Origin of the sequence: Epilithonimonas lactis (genome assembly GCF_900110605.1) — a bacterium.
In the GTDB taxonomy this organism is placed as follows: Bacteria; Bacteroidota; Bacteroidia; order Flavobacteriales; family Weeksellaceae; genus Epilithonimonas; species Epilithonimonas lactis.
The window spans coordinates 55,877-69,790 of the sequence record NZ_FOFI01000002.1; the positions used below are offsets into that span (position 1 = coordinate 55,877).

Genomic DNA, 13,914 nt, shown 5'->3' on the forward strand with positions numbered 1-13,914 from the left:
AATTACTTTTTTGTGAATTTTTTAACGATTGTCTTGTTTCGGCACAATGATTTCTGTGATGAGAACAATGAAAAAACTTTCCTTTTTATTCCTACTTTCCAGTGTGTTTTATTTTTCCCAGAAGAGCGATTCTGTGGCTTTAATTTCGGAAGTTAAAATTGATGCTTATAAAAAACCGGTTTCATTTATTGCTTCTACCAAATCCGTTTCTGTAGTTTCAGAAAATCTGCTTTCTCAGAATCCGCCAGACCGTTTGCTGGAGTCTGTGAATCAAATCGCTGGTGCGAGGATGGAAGAACGTTCGCCTGGAAGTTACCGAATTGCGGTGCGAGGCAGTTCTTTGCGTTCACCGTTTGGCGTGCGGAATGTGAAAGTTTATTTGGATGATTTTATTTTGTCTGATGCTTCGGGAAATACTTATTTTAATCAGATTTCGCCGGATTTAATTCATAAAATCGAGATTTACAAAGGTCCGGAAAGTGGCGATTTTGGCGCGGTGACGGGCGGAACTTTGTTGCTTCAAACTAAGAATGCTGATGATTTGTCTTTGAATCTTTCGTCTGGAAGTTACGGGACTTTTAATGAAAGTATTAATTACTCAAAGCAATTTGGGAAGCACTTTTTCCACGTTTATCAAAATTATTACAGAACAGATTCTTACCGTGAACAATCGGCGGTGGAGCGAAAACAGATTTTCATTAAGGACAATTTCAAATATTCTGACAAAGGCGAACTGAAGGCGATGCTACTCTTCTCCGATTTGGATTATGAAACGCCTGGCGGACTGACTTTGGCACAAATGGACGCCAACAGAAAACAAGCCAGACCAGCTACCGCAACGCTTCCCGGGGCGAAAGAACAAAATGCAGGAATCCGAAATAAAATGGTTTTGGCTGGACTTTCCAATCAATATCAATTGACAAATGGACTTTCGCATTTCGTTTTGGTTCAGGGTTCTTATGTGGATTTTGAGAATCCTTTTATTACCAATTTTGAAAACCGTTTTGAAAGTAATTATGCCTTGAGAACGCATTTGAATTATGAGAAAAATTGGGACAGAGTTTCTGCCGAATGGCGATTGGGTTACGAAGGTGCAACCAATCCAATCTTCATTAAAAACTTTGATAATAATCGCGGAACAGAAGGCAATCCACAGAATTTTGATAAGCTGAGAAACAATTCCGGATTCTATTTTCTGTCGCAAAAATTGAATTTTAATGAGCGGTTATTTACTGATATTTCCATTAGTTTAAATTCAAATGCTTACAAATGGGAAAAGATTTTTCCAACTTCTGAAACGGGAAATGTAAAGTTCAAAAACCAATGGTTGCCCAATTTTGGGATGACCTATGTTTTGGATAAAGGATTTTCTGTGCGAGGGAAAATCGGGAAAGGAAATTCGGCGCCAACGAATGAGGAGATTCGTTCTTCCAATCAGGAATTCAATTTCAATCTAGTTCCGGAATATGGCTGGAACAAGGAAATTGGTGTGCGGAAACAATTTGGAAATACCGTTTTTTTGGAATTGAATTATTTTGATTTCCGAATGAAAGATGCGATTGTGAGAAGGCAGAATGAAGCTGGACAGGAATATTTTGTGAACCAAGGAAACACGGTTCAGAAAGGTTGGGAATTTCTCTTGGAATCGAAAAGATTTGATTTGAAGAATAATGTTTTAAGCCATTTCAAATTCAGATTTTCGGGTAGCATTTATGATTTTAAATTTAAAAATTATGTCCAGGGAACTACTGACTTTTCAGGAAATGCTTTGACCGGCGTTCCGAAAACCACCATTAACAGTTTGCTGAATTTCACTTTCTTCAAAAAATTAGCTGTTGATTATTCTCAATTTCTGACTTCTAAAATTCCTTTGACAGATGCCAATTCTGTTTGGTCAGAACCAAGTTTGGTCTCAAATATTCAATTCCGTTATCCTATTAAATTCGAAAAATCAAGGCTGGATTTGTTTTTCCAAATTCAGAATTTGTACAATGAGGAATATGTTTTGGGATTTGACATCAATGCTTTTGGAAACCGATTTTATAATCCATCGGCAAAGCGGAATTTTGTGGTGGGTGCGACTATTCAGTTGTAATTTAAATTGAAAAAATGTCTCGCAGATTTTGCTGATTATGCAGATTTATTTTTATCATTTTGATTTGCTGAATCTGCAAGAGCTTTAAAATTTTTCAGTCAAATATTTCCAATAACGTTTCGGGACGTGTTGAACGTGGAGTTTGATATTTTTTCGTTCCTTGATATTCGTCTTCGTGAAATAACTTTTCCAAAGTTCCTGATAATTGATTTCTTCCTCGTGGAATTTCTGCTGATATTGATTCAGATTGAAAGCCGAATCTGGATAGAAAAATTCACAATCTTTTAAATCATAAAACAGTCCGTAATGGCGTTTGAGGTCATAAATCATCCATTTTTGGTCGGCGTATCGGTCTTTGAAATGTTTTCGAATCAAAGGCAGAACATCAAAATCAGGGTCAATCTTGGCGAAATAAATATCGTCTTTCATTTTCTCAAACCTTACGAATGCTGTCATTCGATGTCTTTCTCGACTTACTGATTTGCAGATTTTTGAGATTTGAAGAATATCATCATTAGCGAAATTCTGCAAAACATTATTGTCAGGACTTTTAATCGATTGCTTGATGGCGGAAAATATTAAAACTTCAGATTCCGGAAGTTCTGAGAGGAAAACCATTAGCAATTGTTTGATGCCGGATTTTCCAATGCTTGTTTCTAATTTCTTTAGAACGCGGTCAGATTTTTCGTTTTGCGTCACAACCTCGTGGATTTCTGCGAACATATTTTCCTGTTGGAATCTGTCTCTGTTTCGGATTTCCACGTCTTTATACTTGTATTCAAAAACTTCGAATACTGCGGTTAAAATTCCGTCGAAACTGCCGTCGTAGAGGAGGGTTGTCATTTTGGGTTGGAGTGTGGGAGGATTTTGGAGTTGAGGAAACGCAATTTTGTAATTCCGCAGGGAACCTAACAAAGAGGTTCGACGTAAAGAATCTAAATTGATTTTTAATTACTTATAGCACAAAAGCTTCAATTCATTTTCGTTGGATTCTAAATCAAATTCTCCAACATTTTTTATTATAGCTGATATTCTGTTTAAATCTTGATTTGTGTCTGGACTAATGACTTTAGGAAAAATTAAATATTCAATTTCTCGATATTCAAGACATTCATTAAAAGAATTATTAGCTTCAAAACCTGTTTGCCAATAATCGAATTCAAAAATACTTTCTTCATTCAAATACAATTCTCCAATTCTCTCACTTTGAATTTTCTTAAATTCTATTCTCCTTATTTCATCACTATGAACAACTATTTGTTCAATCAATCTGACCCATTTTGAATTTGACATTAATGGTTGAGAAAATTTCGAAATTGAATTTTCAATCTCACTAATTCTTCGTTCGGCTTGGCGAAAGGCTTTTTTTGTTCTCATATTTAAAATAAAGTCAATTGCTGGGAAAACTGATTTTGGAATTTGGATTGACTTCCGCCGATAATTAATTTTCTCAAATTCAAATCGGTCAAATGTTTCAAAAATGGATTGCCGTAACTGAAATCGATGAAATATTTTGCACGATTGACAGCTGCACCTAACTTTTTCAAATTATCAATATTCAAAACCTGGAAACGTCTGGAGCTGACAATTTTCATCGCCGTTTTTACACCAATTCCCGGAATTCTGAGAATCATTCTGTAATCCGCCGTTTGAAGATTGACTGGAAATTGGTCTAAGTGACGCAACGCCCAACTCAATTTCGGGTCGACTTCCAAATCCAGAAATGGCATATTGGAATCTAAAATCTCATCCGCTTTGAAACCGTAGAAACGCATCAACCAATCGGATTGGTACAAACGATTTTCCCTCAAAACAGGAACTTCCGCAGTGATTGCTGGCAAACGATTGTCCGACGTGACAGGAATATAACCTGAATAGTAGACGCGCTTCATTCCATAATTTTGATAGAAATGGTCGGCGACTTTGATGATTTGCAAATCGTTTTCGTTGGTTGCGCCTACAATCATTTGTGTGGATTGACCGGCTGGAGCAAACTTCGGAACGCTTTTGATGATTTTCTTCTCGTCTTTATATTGCTGAATTCCTTTTTGCACGATTCGCATCGGTTGTAGCATATCTTCTCGATTTTTATCAGGCGCCAAAAGTTTGAGGCCAGATTCTGTCGGAATTTCTAGGTTTACGGAAAGTCGGTCAGCGTAAAGTGCAGCTTCCTGTATCAAAATATCACTTGCTCCAGGAATCGATTTGAGATGAATATAACCGTTGAAGTTATGTTCGTTTCTCAATTTTTTCGCGACACGAACCAAACGTTCCATCGTCGTATCCGCATCTTTGAAAATCCCGGAACTCAGGAACAGTCCTTCGATGTAATTCCGACGGTAAAAACTGATGGTCAAATCCACCACTTCTTCCACCGTGAAGGCAGCGCGTTTGATGTCATTTGATTTTCTGGAAACGCAGTAGATGCAATCGTAAATGCAGTGGTTGGTCAAAAGGATTTTGAGAAGCGAAACGCATCGCCCATCCTCCGTGTAAGTATGGCAAATTCCGCTTGCAGAACTGTCGCCTAATCCGCCATTATTTTTCCTTTTTCCGCCACTTGATGAGCAGGAAACGTCGTACTTGGCAGCATCGGCAAGTATTTCCAGTTTTTCTTTTGTGCGGTCGAAGTTCATATTTTTGGAGGATTTGATTTAGAAGAATTAAGCTATAAAATTACGTCAAAAATAAGTCCAATTAATTACAATTTTGATAGTTTTTGTCAATTAAGTTACTAACAAATAGAAACACTAATTATAGTATATCATCCTTTTCTTTTTCATAACCTTCATAATAATACGATTGCTCAATCCCTTTAAATATAATCTCTCTATTTTCTACCTCATCGGTTAAGTTTTCCTTAAGCAAAGTTCTCAATTCCAAATCATTGATTGGACTGCGCTCCATCGACTGTAAATACAGTGTTTTATCTACAAATTGCCAGTTGACCACTTTTTTTAAATTAGATTTTAAAATCATATCCAACCAAATCCGCATTGTTCTGCCATTACCTTCCATAAAAGGATGCGCGATGTTCATCTCCACATATTTTGCGATGATTTCTTCAAATGTATTTTCGGGCATTTGTTCGATTTTTGCAAGAATCTCATTCAAATACAAAGCTGTGGCGAATCGGAAACCACCTTTGGAAATATTTTGAGTGCGTATTTTACCCGCAAAGTCATACAATCCACCGAATAAATATTGATGAATATCCTGCAAACCTTTGGTTGTACCAATTTCTAATTTTTCAATTGCACCACTTTCGAATAAGCGGTACGCATTTTCCAAACTATTTTTGTCTATGTTTTTCATATTAATAATTCAATCCTCACTTAAATCAATTACAAATAATCTCTGACTTTTTTTGTCTATGGCGAATAGTCCGATAAAATATGTGTAAAACTGTACTTGTGGATGATTTTCCTTAAGGTTTTCTCTGCCAATTTCATCTATATTGATGTAATAAAATTTGGAATCAAGTAAATTTTCTTTTTCGATAAGCTTACAAACTTCGTCCCAATTTTTTTTGAATATAGCTAAATCAACACCCCAATCTGGCATTTCCATATACGATTGGATTTTAGAATTAATTTTAGAAAATGATATAAATGAAAAATCATCAAGGCTAAGTTTAGAAATCTTGAGAGGTCCAAATATTTGGTTAAGCCATTTATCTGATTCTTTATTGTACTCTGATGGCGTTCTAAATCTATAAATTTCTGCTAAATAACACAAAATTTCACTGGTAGATAAATCTTCCTTACATTCAAAAATCGCATAAGACAAACAACCCAAAGAATCGAGGTATCTATTTGCTTCTTTGATAATCGGCTGCTTCACAGTATTAAAATCGGATATACACAAATATACGAACTCTCAACAAAAAATCTTCCAAAATCCTTATCTTTACAAAACATAAAATTTCATTATGTACTTAAATAATTCAAGATTTCATTTTTAAATTATTTAAAATCAATTATCATTTATTAATTATCAATCATCACTTATGAACCATCAACCGGTTGAAGGTTTTTCCAAATTGTCAAAACAGGGAAAAATCGATTGGCTAATCAAAGAATATCTCGACGGAAACAAAGAACACGAAACGGTTCTTACTCAATATTGGAACGAAAATCCAGACCTGCAAAAGCTGCACGACGAATTCTCGGAAAACACAATTTCCAATTTCTTTATGCCTTACGGAATTGCTCCAAACTTCCTGATAGACGGAAAATTATTGGCACTTCCAATGGCGGTTGAAGAAAGTTCTGTGGTGGCGGCGGCGAGTAAAGCGGCCAAATTCTGGATTGACAAAGGCGGTTTCAAAACGACGATTATCAATACAGAAAAACTGGGTCACACGCATTTTATCTTTAAGACCGAGGCTCATAAACTGTTGCATTTTTTCAATTTCAAACTGAAGAAAAAATTGTTAGAGGCCACGGAAGATATTACCAAAAATATGCGCAACCGTGGTGGCGGAATTCTGAATATCAAACTCATCGACAAAACGGCTGAGCTAGAAGATTATTTCCAATTGAAAGCGAGTTTTGATACCGTGGATTCTATGGGCGCGAATTTCATTAATTCTTGTCTGGAACAATTCGGCAAAACTTTGAAGGAAGAAGTTGCCAACGAGGAAAGTTTCTCTCAGGAAGAAAAGGATTCGTTGCAAATCGTAATGAATATCCTATCCAATTACACACCAGATTGCATCGTAAGAGCCGAAGTTTCCTGCAAAATTGAAGATTTGAAAGATGACAGCGGGATTTCCAACGAAGAATTTGCGTGGAAATTCAAACGTGCGGTGACAATTGCAGAAATCGAACCTTACAGAGCGACGACGCACAACAAAGGGATTATGAATGGTGTTGATGCTGTGGTCATCGCGACTGGAAATGATTTCCGAGCTACGGAAGCTTGTGCGCACGCTTATGCCGCAAGAAACGGAAAATATTCTTCGTTGACACATTGCACCACAGACAACGGGATTTTCAGATTTTGGATTGACTTGCCGATTTCGGTGGGTGTAGTTGGTGGTTTGACGAATCTTCATCCATTGGTGAAATTCTCTTTGGCACTTCTTGGAAAGCCATCTGCTCAGGAATTGATGAGTATTTTGGCGGTTTCAGGTTTGGCGCAGAACTTTGGAGCGCTTCGCTCATTGGTGACAACGGGAATCCAGAAAGGTCATATGAAAATGCATCTTTTCAATATTTTGAATCAATTTGGTGCGACAGAAGAGGAGAAACAGCATTTTGTGACCTATTTCAAAGACAAAACGGTGAGCCATCACGAGGTGATTGCGGAATTGGAAAAATTGAGAAATAGATAGATTTATGTACGGAATTTTATTGTCGTCGTTTATTTTGCTCTTTGGGATATTTTTAAAATTCACAAAGGACCCAGGATTTGCAAATGTCAAGAGGTTTTCTTGGCTATTCATTGTTTTAGGATTGCTAACAGTTACAGGAAAACTTATTATTTTATATCAAAAAGGAGAATTATAAATTATGAAAAACTTAACTCTGATCATTGGCGGAATCTACGGTTTGCTATCCGTAGTTCTTGGCGCATTTGGTGCGCACGCCTTCAAAAAAATATTATCAATCGAAAGACTGGAAAGCTTTGAAACAGGCGTTCGTTATCAAATGTACGCAGCGTTTTTCCTTTTGATTGTCGGTTATATTTTAAAATTCGAAACGACTTCTGAAAAATGGATTTCCATCCTGATGATCGCCGGAACTTTTATATTTTCTGTGAGCATTTATTGTCTGGCTTTTCAGGATGTTTGGGGCGTAAATTTGAAATTCCTTGGACCGATCACGCCACTTGGAGGTTTGTTTATGATCATCAGTTGGGGAATGTTGATCTGGTATTTTGCTAAGGCTAAATTTTAATCAAACCTCATGTTCTTCATCTTCGGAATCAAAACCAAACTCGTAGGAAAAGAAGACCGTAAAGTCCTGAAAAATGGCTTTATGGCAAATGCTATTGTGTCGATTTACAAAAATTATTTCGAATTGTTTTTTATTCCGATTTTTCCATTCAGTAAGAAATACAGCATCTATATTCCACATTCGGATGAGTATTATGAGACCGGATTTGGCTCTTCGGATATGCCGAAAGAATATCTGGAACTTTGTAAAGAAGTGGGAAGGAACTACTGAAAACCCAAGCTGTGTGAGCGATGTTAGCGGAAATCCCGGAATACGCGCTGGCCAGAGCCAGGGAATGAGGAATTGCAGCGGTCGTAGCGACCCGAGCGGCTGGAACTTAGCGCTGGCGAGGGACACACCCAGATAATAGTGAAAACTGATTTCAATCAGACATTTATATAATGTAATTCGTCACTTTTTCTTAAATTTGTGAATCTTATAAAATCTAAAAATTAATCAATAATATATTATGAATCTTCACGAGTATCAATCAAAAGAGATTTTAGCAAAATACGGGGTTAATATCCAACGTGGTTTTGTTGCAAACAATGTGGACGAAGCTGTGTCTGCTGCCGAAAAACTTACTGCTGAAACTGGAGCGCAAGCTTGGGTGGTAAAAGCTCAGATCCACGCTGGTGGTAGAGGAAAAGGTGGCGGTGTAAAGTTCTCTCCAAACATGGACAAACTTAAAGAAAACGCTGGAAACATCATCGGAATGCAACTGATCACACCTCAGACTTCTGCTGAAGGTAAAAAAGTACATTCTGTTTTGGTAGCTGAAGATGTATATTATCCTGGAGAATCTGAAACTAAAGAATTTTATGTTTCTATCCTTCTAGACAGAGCTTTAGGGAAAAACACGATCGTTTATTCTACAGAAGGTGGAATGGACATCGAGCACGTTGCAGAAGTTACGCCTCACTTGATCCACAAAGAAGTGATCGACGCGGCTTACGGATTGCAAGGTTTCCAGGCTAGAAAAATTGCTTTCGGACTTGGTCTTGAAGGGAATGCTTTCAAAGAATTCACAAAATTCATCACGTCTCTTTACAACGCTTACATCGGGATCGATGCCTCTCTTTTCGAGATCAACCCGGTTCTTAAGACTTCTGACAACAAGATCATCGCAGTAGATGCAAAAGTAACTTTGGACGACAACTCACTGTTCCGTCACAAAGACCTTGCTGAATTGAGAGACACAAGAGAAGAAGATCCATTGGACGTAGAAGCTGGTGAAGCTGGTCTTAACTTCGTGAAGTTGGACGGAAACGTGGCTTGTATGGTAAACGGAGCTGGTCTTGCAATGGCGACGATGGATATCATCAAATTGTCTGGTGGAAATCCTGCAAACTTCTTGGACGTAGGTGGAACTGCCGATGCACAGAGAGTTCAGACTGCTTTCGGGATCATCTTGAGAGACCCGAACGTAAAAGCGATCTTGATCAACATCTTCGGAGGGATTGTAAGATGCGACAGAGTGGCGCAAGGTGTTGTAGACGCTTACCACGCAATGGGAAGCCTTCCAGTGCCATTGATCGTAAGATTGCAAGGAACCAACGCTGTAGAAGCTAAAAAACTAATTGACGAGTCTGGACTACCTGTTCACTCTGCAATTACTTTGGACGAAGCTGCAAACAAAGTAAAAGAAGTTCTTGCTAGCTAAGAATTTTTTAAAATAAATATCAGATCCGTTCAATTTTTTGAGCGGATTTTTTTTGTCTTGATTTGGGCAACTATTTGACATTCATCGAAACCGATTTAGAGTCTTTTTATTTGGGCAGCTTTTCCGCCTTCCACTCCCGCTATTTTTCCCGCCGCATTTCCCGCCGCAAAAAATGAGCTCCGTTCAAGTCGGGCTGCAGCTTCGCGAAATACAACGTTTGCATATAAAAACATTGCTTTGTCATTTCGTAGGAAACCCAACGAAGTGTTTCGACGAAGTCAATCTCGACAGCTAAATTTAGATTCCTACGGAATGACAAAAAATGAAAAGAGTTTTTCAAGTCTTCCTAAACCTCCAAATACTAAGATTTTCAGAATCAAATCACCAAAGCATCTAATTTTAAATTATATTTGTTAGAGAAAGAACACTTATGGAAGTAGTATTACTCTTAGCGATTTTGATTTTCACCCTGATCATTTACAATAGAACAAATCAAAAACCCGCAGACCAACAGCAAAACTTCAAACAACTCAATGACAAGATCGACGATCTCAAAGAACAGATCTCGACCTTGCGATTCATCCTCAACGACCTTTCAAAACCAACATCTAAAGAAGAAAAGCTTCCGATTTTTGAGGATGAAGAACCTATAACAGTCGTAGAACCAGAAATTGAAGAACCAGTTTTTGAGGAAACAATTATCAAAGAACCGATCATCGAGGAACAAGACATTGTAGAAGAAACAATTCCACAAGAAGAAGCACAAATCTCTCAAGTCGCCTTCAGTTCCAACCAAAATCCACTTGAGGTGAAAGAAGAAATTCTTGAGCATGCAATTCCAGTGATCTCAGAACCGAGCGTTCCAAAAAAATCCTGGATAGAAAACTTCAAAGAGAAAAATCCGGACATCGAGAAATTCATCGGTGAAAACCTCATCAACAAGATCGGGATCCTGATCTTGGTCCTCGGAATCAGCTTCTTTGTAAAATACGCGATCGACAAAGATTGGATCAACGAACCAGCACGTGTCGGCATCGGCATTTTAAGTGGCGCCATCGTGATGGTCATCGCCCACCGATTGAAGAAAAATTACGCCGCGTTCAGTTCCGTTTTTGTGGCCGGCGCCATCAGTATTTTCTACCTCACGATCGGGATTGCCTTCCACGATTATAAATTATTCAGCCAAACCGTCGCCTTCATAATTATGGTGGTGATCACCATTTTCAGTGTGCTGGTTTCGGTTTCATATGACAGAAAAGAATTGGCGATCCTCTCCTTGATCGGTGGTTTTGCCGTTCCATTTATGGTCAGTACAGGCGAAGGCAACTACAAAGTTCTCTTCACCTACATTGCGATCCTGAACATCGGAATGTTGATCATTGCCTATTTCAAAAAGTGGAATCTGGTAACTTTGTTGGCATTTATTTTCACGTGTGTCTTGTTCTCCGGATGGTTCGGCGTCGAGTATTCTGATGACAAACTTCCGTATCGTGGTGCATTATTTTTCGCGACCATTTTCTACATCATCTTCAGCATTGCAACGGTCATCAACAATATCCGAAACAAAGGTGGATTCACGAAGATGGAATATTTCCTGATGTTGGCCAACACGTTTTTCTATTTCGGAATGGGCGCAAGCATCATTCAAAGCTGGAAACCTGAGTTCAAAGGGCTTTTCACAATTGCTTTGGCTTTGTACAATTTGGTTTTTGCAATGGTCTTGTACCGAAAGTTCGGGATCAACAAGAACGCGATCTACTTTTTGCTGGGATTAGCTTTGACTTTTGTAACGTTGACAATCCCGTTCCAGTTCAATGGAAATTACATCACCTTATTCTGGGCCGGTGAAGCGGTTTTGCTGTTGTGGCTTTCTCAGAAATCAAAGATTGCGACTTTCAAATTTGGTGCAATCGTTGTTCAAATCCTGATGCTTTTCAGTTTGTTCATCGATTGGAATCAGTATTACCACGAGTTTACAGACATTACTTTGAAGCCGTTTTTCAATAAGATCTTCATCACAGGTTTGGTGGCGTTGGCTTCTTTGGTGGCAACTTATTATTTATTAAAAAAAGAAAAAGAGATCACGCATTACTATTTCCTCGAGATCAATCCGAAGATCTATCGAAATGCAGCGATCATCTTGTCGGTGATCATTGGTTATTTTGTCGGAATGTTTGAAATATTTTATCAGTCTAATGAATATATTACAAATTATTATTCTGCGACATCGCTTCCGGTTCTGTACCATTTTATTTTCAGTGCAGGCTTGATTTTCTTTGTTTTAAAACGGAAAAACAACCTCAATACAAGCTTCGCCATTAGCTTAGCCGGAATCAATATTTTACTTTATCTCATCATCTATTTCCAACTGACGACGAACGAAATGGTTGAAAACATCACGCAATACACCTCAAACAAAACTGCTTACTTCACGCATTATTTGTTGTTGATTTGTCTAGGCTATTTCCTTTATATCATCGTTACAAACAGGACAAACAACAAACTTTCAAAATTCCTGAATCACAAATTCGCGCTTTGGTTATTGGCATTTTGCGTGGTCTATATTTTGAGCAACGAGGTGATGATCCACAGCTTGATATTCTCTGGCGACATCGTGAATCAGGCAGAACTGGCGAAAACTTACCCAATGAAAGACGGCCTTTACAATGCTGACAAAGTCTCATTTATCGACAACAAAATCTCATTGGCAAAGATCCAGATCATCAAAATTGGTTATCCGATTCTTTGGGGTGTTCTCTCTTTCGTTTTCCTGATTGTCGGGATCAGAACACAGAACAAACCTTTGCGTATTATTTCGCTTTCTTTATTAGGTTTGACCATTGCAAAACTCTTCCTGTTTGACATTACAAATGTGTCAGAAACGGGGAAAATCATCGCATTCATTTTGCTGGGCGTTCTTATTTTAATTATCTCATTTGTTTATCAGAAGATCAAAAAACTGGTGATCGATGAGCAACCTCAAAACATAGACAATGAAGACCATATTTAGCATACTTTTCATTCTTTTTACATTAAGCTTTTCCTCTGCGCAAAATTACCAAGGGAAGATGAATCCAGTTCCAGAAAGTGGTTTGCATCAGATCTTACTTTCGCCTGAATTGCGTTCTGCATCTCAAAATAATTTAGATCATCTGAGAATTTTCGATGCGAAAAAAAATGAAGTTCCTTATGTTCTTTTTGAAGGAAGATCTACGGATCTACAATATGAGAATTTGAATATTTTATCGAAGAACGCAGTTCCAAATAAAGTCACATCTATCATTGTTGCCAACGAAAAAGCGTTGAACCTAGATCATCTCACTTTAAAGATCGCCAACACAGATGTTGACAAAACCTACAGCATTAGCGGAAGCAATGACAACTTGGAATGGTTTGGCTTGGTCATTGATCAAAAGATCATAGGACTGAACGATGCTGGTGAAAACTTTGTGGAGCGTGATTTTTATTTTCCTTTTAATAATTACAAGTTCTTGAGAATTGATTTTGTTGATAAGAATTCGCTTCCAATCAATGTTTTGGAAGTTGGGTTGGAGAAAAATTATGCAATAAAAAAATCAAAGATTGAACTTCAACATTTTGAGCAGAAAATCACGACGGATAAAAAGAATAAACAAACGAAAATTCATATCAGCTTCAAAGATCCTCAGGTGATTGACGCCATCAGTTTTGATATCTCGGCACCAAATTTCTATTTGAGAGATGCCAAAATTGTCATTAATAAAACCAAAACTCAGAAGAGAGCCGAAGTTGATTATACTGAAACAGTCAGCAATTTTCAACTCAATTCGAAAGTCAAAAACAGCTTTGAAGTTTCAGAATTGTTTGTCAAGGAATTCACGATTGAAATTGATAATCAAGACAATCCGGAATTGGAAATCAAGAAGATCTCATTGTTTCAAAATCCAGTGAGCATTTTGGCAGACCTTAAAGCCAATGAAAATTATACTTTTAAAATCGATTCAAAACTTTCTGCACCAGCTTATGATCTGGCACAGTCGGGCATTGATTTCAATCAAAGTTATCCACGTGCGACCATTTCAAATTTAGACAAAATCGACAATCCAAAAGATGCTGACTCATCGAAGACCTTTTGGCAAACGCCTCTGTTCATGTGGCTTTGCATTGGTTTTGCAGTTTTGATCATTGGTTATTTTGCTATGACGATGATCAAGGATCTAAACAAAGAAAATTAA

12 protein-coding genes are annotated in these 13,914 nt (G+C 37.7%); 7 read left to right on the forward strand and 5 right to left on the reverse strand.

Annotated features, from left to right (window positions below):
• Positions 1-67 precede the first annotated feature (67 nt).
• A complete protein-coding gene (locus tag BMW39_RS05410; RefSeq protein WP_034974152.1) occupies positions 68-2,095 on the forward strand; it encodes a TonB-dependent receptor in 2,028 nt (675 codons plus the stop codon).
• A gap of 84 nt (positions 2,096-2,179) precedes the next feature.
• On the opposite strand, the gene BMW39_RS05415 is transcribed toward BMW39_RS05410, so the two are convergent.
• The 5 genes from BMW39_RS05415 to BMW39_RS05435 form a co-directional block, all read right to left on the reverse strand.
• Positions 2,180-2,938: a TIGR03915 family putative DNA repair protein gene (locus BMW39_RS05415; RefSeq protein WP_034972933.1), complete on the reverse strand. Its 759-nt coding sequence runs from the start codon at positions 2,936-2,938 to the stop codon at positions 2,180-2,182.
• Positions 2,939-3,046: 108 nt separating this feature from the next.
• Entirely contained in the window at positions 3,047-3,472 is a 426-nt protein-coding gene (locus tag BMW39_RS05420) for a hypothetical protein (RefSeq protein WP_034972935.1), read from the reverse strand.
• Between the two features lie 2 nt (positions 3,473-3,474).
• On the reverse strand, positions 3,475-4,731 hold the full coding sequence (locus BMW39_RS05425) for a putative DNA modification/repair radical SAM protein (protein WP_034972937.1): 1,257 nt from the start codon (positions 4,729-4,731) through the stop codon (positions 3,475-3,477).
• Between the two features lie 118 nt (positions 4,732-4,849).
• Entirely contained in the window at positions 4,850-5,416 is a 567-nt protein-coding gene (fic, locus tag BMW39_RS05430; RefSeq protein WP_446184386.1) for a protein adenylyltransferase Fic, read from the reverse strand.
• Positions 5,417-5,419: 3 nt separating this feature from the next.
• Complete coding sequence (locus BMW39_RS05435) at positions 5,420-5,938, reverse strand: hypothetical protein (protein ID WP_034972943.1); 519 nt, start codon at positions 5,936-5,938, stop codon at positions 5,420-5,422.
• Positions 5,939-6,104: 166 nt separating this feature from the next.
• Between BMW39_RS05435 and BMW39_RS05440 the strand changes: the two genes are divergently transcribed.
• The 6 genes from BMW39_RS05440 (at position 6,105) to BMW39_RS05465 (ending at position 13,914) form a co-directional block, all read left to right on the forward strand.
• Positions 6,105-7,433: a hydroxymethylglutaryl-CoA reductase, degradative gene (locus BMW39_RS05440; RefSeq protein WP_034972947.1), complete on the forward strand. Its 1,329-nt coding sequence runs from the start codon at positions 6,105-6,107 to the stop codon at positions 7,431-7,433.
• Between the two features lie 178 nt (positions 7,434-7,611).
• A complete protein-coding gene (locus BMW39_RS05445; protein WP_034962748.1) occupies positions 7,612-7,998 on the forward strand; it encodes a DUF423 domain-containing protein in 387 nt (128 codons plus the stop codon).
• Positions 7,999-8,007: 9 nt separating this feature from the next.
• Complete coding sequence (locus BMW39_RS05450) at positions 8,008-8,268, forward strand: zinc ribbon domain-containing protein (RefSeq protein ID WP_034972949.1); 261 nt, start codon at positions 8,008-8,010, stop codon at positions 8,266-8,268.
• Between the two features lie 238 nt (positions 8,269-8,506).
• Positions 8,507-9,700, forward strand: coding sequence for an ADP-forming succinate--CoA ligase subunit beta (gene sucC, locus BMW39_RS05455; RefSeq protein ID WP_034962752.1), 1,194 nt, complete (start codon positions 8,507-8,509; stop codon positions 9,698-9,700).
• Between the two features lie 430 nt (positions 9,701-10,130).
• Positions 10,131-12,710 (forward strand): DUF2339 domain-containing protein, encoded by a 2,580-nt coding sequence (locus tag BMW39_RS05460; protein WP_034972951.1) that lies wholly within the window; start codon positions 10,131-10,133, stop codon positions 12,708-12,710.
• Positions 12,694-13,914 (forward strand): hypothetical protein, encoded by a 1,221-nt coding sequence (locus BMW39_RS05465; RefSeq protein ID WP_034972959.1) that lies wholly within the window; start codon positions 12,694-12,696, stop codon positions 13,912-13,914. The genes BMW39_RS05460 and BMW39_RS05465 overlap by 17 nt, the downstream gene beginning before the upstream one ends.

Coding starts and splice junctions, on each gene's coding strand:
- BMW39_RS05410 (WP_034974152.1), top strand. CDS start 68: ATGAAAAAACTTTCCTTTTTATTCCTACTTTCCAGTGTGTTTTATTTT.
- BMW39_RS05415 (WP_034972933.1), bottom strand. CDS start 2,938: ATGACAACCCTCCTCTACGACGGCAGTTTCGACGGAATTTTAACCGCA.
- BMW39_RS05420 (WP_034972935.1), bottom strand. CDS start 3,472: ATGAGAACAAAAAAAGCCTTTCGCCAAGCCGAACGAAGAATTAGTGAG.
- BMW39_RS05425 (WP_034972937.1), bottom strand. CDS start 4,731: ATGAACTTCGACCGCACAAAAGAAAAACTGGAAATACTTGCCGATGCT.
- BMW39_RS05440 (WP_034972947.1), top strand. CDS start 6,105: ATGAACCATCAACCGGTTGAAGGTTTTTCCAAATTGTCAAAACAGGGA.
- BMW39_RS05445 (WP_034962748.1), top strand. CDS start 7,612: ATGAAAAACTTAACTCTGATCATTGGCGGAATCTACGGTTTGCTATCC.
- BMW39_RS05450 (WP_034972949.1), top strand. CDS start 8,008: ATGTTCTTCATCTTCGGAATCAAAACCAAACTCGTAGGAAAAGAAGAC.
- sucC (WP_034962752.1), top strand. CDS start 8,507: ATGAATCTTCACGAGTATCAATCAAAAGAGATTTTAGCAAAATACGGG.
- BMW39_RS05460 (WP_034972951.1), top strand. CDS start 10,131: ATGGAAGTAGTATTACTCTTAGCGATTTTGATTTTCACCCTGATCATT.
- BMW39_RS05465 (WP_034972959.1), top strand. CDS start 12,694: ATGAAGACCATATTTAGCATACTTTTCATTCTTTTTACATTAAGCTTT.